This is a genomic window from Stenotrophomonas sp. PS02300, from assembly GCF_029959395.1.
GTDB classification, from domain to species: Bacteria; Pseudomonadota; Gammaproteobacteria; order Xanthomonadales; family Xanthomonadaceae; genus Stenotrophomonas; species Stenotrophomonas maltophilia_AD.
The window spans coordinates 1-7420 of record NZ_JASCOP010000159.1; the positions used below are offsets into that span (position 1 = coordinate 1).

The window sequence follows — 7420 nt, forward strand, 5'->3', positions numbered from 1 at the left end:
ACGATGCCGTGGCCGCGCTGCGCGGCCTCGCCCGCTACGCGGTGCAGCGGTCTCACTAAGCGGTAGGTGCCGACCGTTGGTCGGCACGCCGTTCAGCGCTTGTCGAACAACCCTTCGAAGAACGTATCGAGGCTCTTCCACGCCCGCTTCGCCGCCCGCTCGTTGTACAGGCAGCCCGGCGGGTTGTTGGCATCGGCTTCGGCGAAGCAGTGCACCGCACCGCTGTAGTTGGTGAACTCCCAATCGACCTTGGCCGCGTTCATTTCCTGCTCGAAGCTGGCAATGTCGTCCTTGCTGATGCCCTTGTCGTCGGCGCCATTGAGCACCAGCACAGACGGATGGGTACCGCCGGCCTTGGCCGGCAACGGCGAGCCCAGCCCGCCGTGCAGGCTGACCACGCCGGCCAGCGGCGCACCGGCACGGGCCAGCTCCAGCACCGTGGTGCCACCGAAGCAGAAGCCGACCGCACCGATCTTCGAGGCATCCAGCGGCGCGTTGCCGGCCTGGGCCTTGAGCACCTCCAGCGCCTTCAGCGCGCGGGCGCGCAGCACTGGGCGGTCATTGCGCAGCTGGGTCGCCACCGGGCCGGCTTCGGCGTCGGTCTTCGGGCGCACGCCCTTGCCATACACGTCGGCCACCAGCACCACGTAATCGTCGCCGGCCAACTGCCTGGCCTTGGCGATGGCCGATTCGTTCACGCCCTTCCAGTTCGGCACCATCACCAGGCCGGGGCGCTTGTCGTTGTCTTCGTCGTCGTAGACCAGCACCCCGCTGAAGGTGGTGCCTTCGTGCTTCCACTCCACCGGCTTGGCCTGCATCGCCGCCACCGCCGGCAACGCCGTCAGGCCGAGTACCAGTGCCGCACCCCACTGCCATTGCTGCTTCATGCGCCTGCCTCCTGTGGAAAGTGCCTAATGAAAGCACAGGGGGTGTGACGCCGCGTGGGGTCAGGCGATCCCAATCCCCGGGATCGCGGTGATCTGGTCCGGGTCGAACCCGGCCAGCTCGGCGAAATGGCGGCCGCGGGCCACGTAATCGCGGTACACGCCATAGCTCGGTGCGCCCGGCGACATCAACACCACCCCGCCCTGCCCGCCCAGCGCGGCACGCGCCAGCCGGACCGCCTCATCCAGGTCCCCCGCCGCATGCAGGCCGAACCGCCCGGCATCGGCCAGCGGCTGCAGCAGCGCGTGGATGCGTGGCCCGTTGGCGCCCATGGTGACGATCTCCACCGGCGGCACGTCGTGCGCCATGTGGTCCACGAAATCGTGCCAGTCCAGCCCGCGGTCATGCCCGCCCACCAGCAGCGCGATGCGCTGGCCGGCGAAGCATTCCAGCGCCGCCAGGCTGGCGTGCGGGGTGGTGCTGATCGAATCATTGACGAAGCGCAGCCCGTCGCGGCTGCCGATGGTCTGCAGGCGGTTGGGCAGCGGCCGGAAATCCTGCACGGCCGGCGCCAGCGCCACCGCATCCAGGCCCAGCGCCTCGATCGCCGCCAGCACCGCGCACAGGTTGCCGCGGTTGTGCCGGCCCGGCAGCGGCGTGTTCGCGGTATCGAACACCTGCTGCCCGCCGCGATACACCCACTCGCCGCGCATGTGCCAGCCCTGCGGCTGGTTGAACCACACCACCTCGCTGTCCGGCAGCGACAGCGCGGCCAGGTGCGGGTCGGCGGCATTGAGCACGGCGATGCGCGGTGCCGCGCCGGTCACCAGCGCCAGCTTGTCCTGGATGTAGCGCGCTTCGCTGCCATGCCAGTCCAGGTGCTCGGGGAACAGGTTCAGCACTACTGCCACCTGCGGGTGCGCGCCACTGCGCGCCACTTCACCGGTCTGGTAGCTGGACAGCTCCACCGCCCAGTACGCCGGCGCCGGCTGCGGGTCCAGCACCTCCAGCAGCGGCAGGCCGATATTGCCCACCAGCCCGGTACGCGCGCCCGAGGCGCGCAGCAGGTGCGCCAGCAGCGAGGTGGTGGTGCTCTTGCCCTTGGTGCCGGTCACGCACACGGTGTCGCGCACGGTGCCTTCGGCATCGGCATGCTCGGCAAACCACAGCGAGGTACCGCCGATGAACTGCGTGCCCTGCGCGGCCGCCGCAACGGCGGCGTCGCCGTAAGGGCTGATCCCCGGCGATTTGATCACCACGTCGAAGGCGGCCAGGGAATCGCCGCTGACATCCGAACGCACCTGCAGCGCATCGCCGGCCTCGGCGCGCGCGGCGGCGGCCTCGGCCTCAGGGCAGAACAGAGTCAGGGCCAGCGCGGGCAGGCGCTGGCGCAGGACGGCGAATGCCGCGCGCCCCTCACGCCCCCAGCCCCACAGCGCTACGCGCTTGCTTTCAAGCTGCGAAATTCGCACGCAGGCGCTCCCAGATCGCCGCCGGAATCCGGTGCTCGCCTTCCAGCACCAGCAACGGTTCGATCTGCAGCTCGGCGCCGTCCAGCTGCGGCTGGATCTCCTGGATGAAGCGCTTCACCAGCGCGTCCTCGTTCCATTCCGGGCGTGCCGCCAGGGTGGCCATCGCCGCACGCGATTCGCGGCCTTCGCCCACGCATTCGAACGGCTTGTGGTCCTGGAATTCCAGCAGCGCATCGAAGCCGCCGGCCTGCTCCATGTCGTCCAGCAGGTTGCGGCCGAAGATGCGCACCAGCCGGGTCTTGGGCATGAACGGGGCCAGCGCCAGGAACACGAAGTGGCACTTCGGGCACACGCCGCACCAGCGGTTCACCGGGCGCTCGCCCAGGATGTGGAAGTTGCGGTTGCAGCTGGAGAAATGCGCGTCGTAGAAATCGGTTCTGGCGAACTGGCGCGCCACCGCCAGCTCCGACAGCGGGCGCAGCAGCGAGTAGTAATGCAGGTCCGCCGCCACATGCTTTTCAAGGTGTTCGCCGAAGGCCTGCTCGAAGACCCAGCCTTTGGACCACTGGTGGTTCACTTCACCGGTGCCCGGGATCTGGCTGCCGTAGCTGGCCGAACGCTCGTTGGAGAACACCACCTGGTCCACGCCCTGCAGCAGCGCGGCCAGCACCATGATCGCCGAGTTCACTGCGGTGACCGGGATATGCCCGTTCCAGGCGCCCTGGCGGTTGAGCTCGAACAGCTCCGGGGCCAGCGTGCGGCCGATGTTGAGCATCGGCAGGCCGGTACGTTCGGCGCAGGCACGGATCAGCTGCGAACCGCCGATCCAGGTCACCGTTTCGGCGATGCCCAGCGTGCGCAGCGCTTCGATGCTGACCAGCGAATCCTTGCCGCCGCCGATGGCCACCAGCGCGTGCTCGCGTAGGCCCACGGCCGGCGCGTTGAACGCCTGGCCGTCTACCGGCAGGCGGAACCGCCCGCGCAGGTTCAGGCCGTTGCGGTAGGCGAACTCGCCCAGCCCGTTGAGGTACACCGTTTCCACCAGCGCGGCGGTATCGGCATCGATGCTGTAGCTGTCGATCCGCACCTGCTCCGGCACCGCAGCCTTGTAATAGCTGACGCCGGCGAACAGGTGCAGCAGGCGCAGCGCCCGCTGCACGGCTTCGGCGCGGGCGCCGTCCAGCACGAACGGCGCACCGGGAATGCTGACCGTCTCGACCAGCTCCGGGCCGTTGTCGAAGGCGTAGACCAGCTGCGCCACGCCGGTGTCCGCGGCGAAATCGCAGCGGACGAAGCGGAAGCAGGCAACCTGGTGTTTATCGAAAGCAGTCATGGCGTATCCGGTGAGGCAATAAGGGAAACCAACGGGAGGCGCTCAAGGCACATCGTCGATGATGTCCTCGCGCGGCAGCTCGCGCTGGTTGTAGGTGTTGGCCATGACGTACCCGTAGGCGCCGGCATCGGCGATCAGCATCACATCGTCCGGCGCGGTGGACACCGGCAGCCGGCGGCGCTTGCCGAACACATCGCTGGATTCGCAGATCGGCCCGACCACGTCGAACAGGGCCTCGGCATACCCGCCCAGGCGGCTCAGGTTTTCGATGTCGTGCCAGGCGTCGTACAGCGCCGGGCGCATCAGGGTGTTCATGCCCGCATCCAGGCCCACGCGGCGGATGCCGTCCTTCTCCACCACCTGGGTGGCGGTGGTGAGCAGCACGCCCGATTCAGCCACCAGGTAGCGGCCCGGTTCGATCGCCAAGCGGAACGCCGGGTGCACCGCCTTGACCTCGGCCAGGCCGACGGCCCAGGCGTCCAGGTCGAACGGCTCGTCGTCATCGCTGTAGGGAATGGGCAGCCCGCCGCCGATGTCGATGGTTTCCACGCTGCCGATCCGGCGCGCGAAACCGGCCAGTTCGTCGCACATCAGGCGCCAGTGCTGCGCCGTTTCCACGCCGCTGCCCAGGTGCGCATGCAGGCCGACCACGCGGGTGCCCAGGTCTTCGGCCAGGCGCACGAACTCGTCCACGCGGGCGATCGGCAGGCCGAACTTGGAATCCTTGCCGCCGGTGCGGACCTTGGCGTGGTGGCCTTCGCCACGGCCCAGGTCCACGCGCAGCCACAGCTCGCGGTTGCGGAACAGGTCCGGCCAGCGCTGCAGCGCTTCCACGTTGTCCACGGTGACGGTCACGCCGAGCGCGAACGCCGCTTCATATTCGGTGCGCGGCGCGAAGCTGGGGGTGAACAGCACCCGGCGCGGCGACAGCGTCGGCAGCACGTTGAACACATGCTTCAGTTCGCCGTGCGACACGCATTCCAGGCCGAAGCCTTCCTGCTCCAGCAGCTCCAGGATGGCCGGATGGCTGTTGGCCTTGATCGCGTAGTAACGCTGGTCGATCGGCTTGATCGCGGCCAGCGCACGGGCGCGGGCGCGCACCGTGGCCAGGTTGTACACATAGCGCGGCGTACCGGCCTGGGCCAGGTGCAGCAGGTGCTCGCGCTGGCCCCGCCACCAGGCGGTTTCGCGCGGGCGGATGGTGCCGGCGATCTCGCGCCAGCGCGGGCCGAACACCTCGCCCTCTTCCACCGGCATCGCGCCGCTGTCGATCAGCTCGGCGTGCAGGATCGGCAGCAGGCCGTCGGCGTCGGCTTCATCGATGACGAAGGTCAGGTTGAGGTCGTTGGACGACTGCGAAATCATGTGCACGCGCTCGCGCCCGAAGGTCGCCCACACGTCCGACAGCTTGTGCAGCAGCGAACGCATGCCACGGCCGACCAGGGTGATCGCCGCGCACGGCACGATGATCTTGACCTTGCAGATCTGCGACAGGTCGGCCGACAGCGCGGCCAGCACATCGGTATTGACCAGGTTTTCGGACGGATCCAGCGACACGGTGACGTTGGTTTCGGCCGAACCGATCAGGTCCACCGACAGCCCATGCTTCTTGAACAGCCCGAACACGTCGGCCAGGAAGCCGACCTGCTGCCACATGCCGATGCCTTCCATCGACACCAGCACGATGCCGTTGCGGCGGCTGATCGCCTTGACCCCCGGCACCGGCGCGGCGTTGCCGTCGATGCTGGTGCCCGGCAGTTCCGGGCGTTCGGTGTCCAGGATCGCCATCGGCACGCCGGCATCGCGGCACGGCTTGATCGAACGCGGGTGCAGCACCTTGGCACCGGTGGTGGCGATTTCCTGGGCTTCGTAATAGTCCAGGCGGGTCAGCAGGCGCGCGTCGGGCACGTCCTTGGGGTTGGCGCTGAACATGCCCGGCACGTCGGTCCAGATTTCCACGCGGCTGGCACCCAGCAGCGCACCGAAGTACGCGGCCGAGGTATCCGAGCCGCCGCGGCCGAGGATGGCGGTGCCGCCATCGGCGTGGCGCGAAATGAAGCCCTGGGTGATCAGCATGCGGGTCGGCTGGGCGCGGAAGCCGGCGGCCCACTCGGCGTCCGAACGCCACTGGCAGTTCACCGACAGGCGCTGCGACCAGTCGCTCTGGTTGGGCTGCGGCGGCAGCGCCTGCAGCCATTCACGGGCGTCCATCCAGCCGAAATCCAGGCCGCTGGCGCGCAGGTAGGCCGCGCCGATGGTGGAGGACAGCAGCTCGCCCTGGCCCAGCACGTCGGCCTGCCATTCCAGCGGGCGCGCGGCAGCGCGCGGCTCGTCCAGCAGGCCCTGCAGCGCGGCCAGGCGCACATCCAGCGCGCTGGCGTCGAGCTCGAGCTCGGCCAGGAATTCGCGGTGGCGGGCCACCAGCGCATCCACGCGGGCGCGGCTGTCGGCGGCGCCATCGGCGATCGCGGTCAGTTCATTGGTGACCCCGGACAGGGCCGACACCACCACCAGCACGCGCGCACCGGTTTCTTCCGCACGTTTTTTCGCCAGCTTCCCGATCGTGTCCCAACGGTGACGACGCGACACGGAGGTGCCGCCGAACTTCAGTACGATCCAGCGATCGACAAGGGGGGAAGCTGACATGGAGGTAAGAATGGGTAGGTAGTGGGGGGATCGACCCGGCACGCCGGGCCGAACCTCTGATTCTATGCCAAGCCACGCCCCGGCAGGGCTTGTTAAGCTGCCAGACCGTTCCGCCAGACCGATCCGCCATGACCGCCCGCCGTTTCCTGCAGCTTGACGTGTTTTCCCCCTATCCCGGTGCCGGCAATCCGCTGGCCGTGGTGCTGGACGCGGAGGGCCTGGACGACGCGCGCATGCAGGCCATCGCCCGCTGGACCCGCCTGCCGGAAACCACGTTCGTTTTCGCCCCGCAGGCGCCGGGCGCCAGCTACCGCATCCGCATGTTCAGCCCGCAGAAGGAAGTGCCGTTCGCCGGCCACCCCAGCGTGGGCACCGCGCATGCGGTGCTGGATGCCGGCCTGGCCGCACCGGTGGACGGCGTGCTGGTCCAGGACGGCATCGCCGGCGCGCTGCCGCTGCGGGTGGTGGGCGAAGGGGCCACGCGCAGCATCGCCATCCGCACCCCGCGCGCAGCGGTGGCCGAAGTGACCACGGCGGCCGATCCGCGCCTGCAGGCGGCACTGGACGGCTGGGCGCTCGGCGAACTGCCGCCGGCACGCATGTCCGGCGGGCGCAGCTGGTGGGTGGTGGAACTGGCCGATGAAGCCACGCTGCGCGCCCTGTCACCGGACTGGGACGCGGTGGCCGCGCTGGCCGAAAGCACCGACAGCATGGGCGTGTTCGCCTATGCGCGCGGCACGGGGGCCGATTACCAGCTGGCGGTGCGCGCGTTCGTGGGTAACGGTCGGCGATTCGAGGATGCCGCTTCAGGCGCGGCCAATGCGGTGCTGGCCGCGTGGCTGGACAGCCGCAATGCCCTGCCGGGCGTGGAAGGCAGTTACGTGGTCAGCCAGGGCCGCGAGGTTGGCCACGACGCACGACTGACCCTGCATGTGGATGCCGAAGGCGAGGTGTGGTCCGGCGGCCAGGTGCAGACGGTGATCGAAGGAACGATCCACTGGTGATACCCCGGGCGACGTAGAGCCACGCCCTGCGTGGCTGCACGTCGTTCCGGCACCGCGCGCTGCCACGCAGGGCGTGGCTC

At 69.2% G+C, this 7420-nt stretch carries 5 protein-coding genes; 1 reads left to right on the forward strand and 4 read right to left on the reverse strand.

The annotated features are described in order from the left end of the window. Positions 1-92: 92 nt before the first annotated feature. From QMX79_RS18805 to QMX79_RS18820, 4 genes are read right to left on the reverse strand one after another with little or no spacing between them, the layout of a single operon-like run. Complete coding sequence (locus tag QMX79_RS18805; RefSeq protein ID WP_282248130.1) at positions 93-887, reverse strand: dienelactone hydrolase family protein; 795 nt, start codon at positions 885-887, stop codon at positions 93-95. A 60-nt stretch (positions 888-947) separates the two neighbouring features. Then, the gene (gene murD / locus QMX79_RS18810) at positions 948-2357 is read right to left on the reverse strand and encodes a UDP-N-acetylmuramoyl-L-alanine--D-glutamate ligase (protein WP_282248131.1); all 1410 of its coding nucleotides are present in this window, start codon (positions 2355-2357) and stop codon (positions 948-950) included. Beyond that, entirely contained in the window at positions 2338-3690 is a 1353-nt protein-coding gene (gene murL / locus QMX79_RS18815; RefSeq protein ID WP_282248132.1) for a UDP-N-acetyl-alpha-D-muramoyl-L-alanyl-L-glutamate epimerase, read from the reverse strand. Before murL ends, murD begins: the two co-directional genes overlap by 20 nt. Positions 3691-3732: 42 nt before the next feature. Continuing rightward, a complete protein-coding gene (locus tag QMX79_RS18820; RefSeq protein ID WP_282248133.1) occupies positions 3733-6336 on the reverse strand; it encodes a bifunctional aspartate kinase/diaminopimelate decarboxylase in 2604 nt (867 codons plus the stop codon). A 128-nt stretch (positions 6337-6464) separates the two neighbouring features. On the opposite strand from QMX79_RS18820, the gene QMX79_RS18825 reads away from it, so the two are divergent. Further along, positions 6465-7340, forward strand: coding sequence for a PhzF family phenazine biosynthesis protein (locus QMX79_RS18825; protein ID WP_282248134.1), 876 nt, complete (start codon positions 6465-6467; stop codon positions 7338-7340). Positions 7341-7420 lie beyond the last annotated feature (80 nt).

Coding starts and splice junctions, on each gene's coding strand:
- QMX79_RS18805 (WP_282248130.1), bottom strand. CDS start 887: ATGAAGCAGCAATGGCAGTGGGGTGCGGCACTGGTACTCGGCCTGACG.
- murL (WP_282248132.1), bottom strand. CDS start 3,690: ATGACTGCTTTCGATAAACACCAGGTTGCCTGCTTCCGCTTCGTCCGC.
- QMX79_RS18820 (WP_282248133.1), bottom strand. CDS start 6,336: ATGTCAGCTTCCCCCCTTGTCGATCGCTGGATCGTACTGAAGTTCGGC.
- QMX79_RS18825 (WP_282248134.1), top strand. CDS start 6,465: ATGACCGCCCGCCGTTTCCTGCAGCTTGACGTGTTTTCCCCCTATCCC.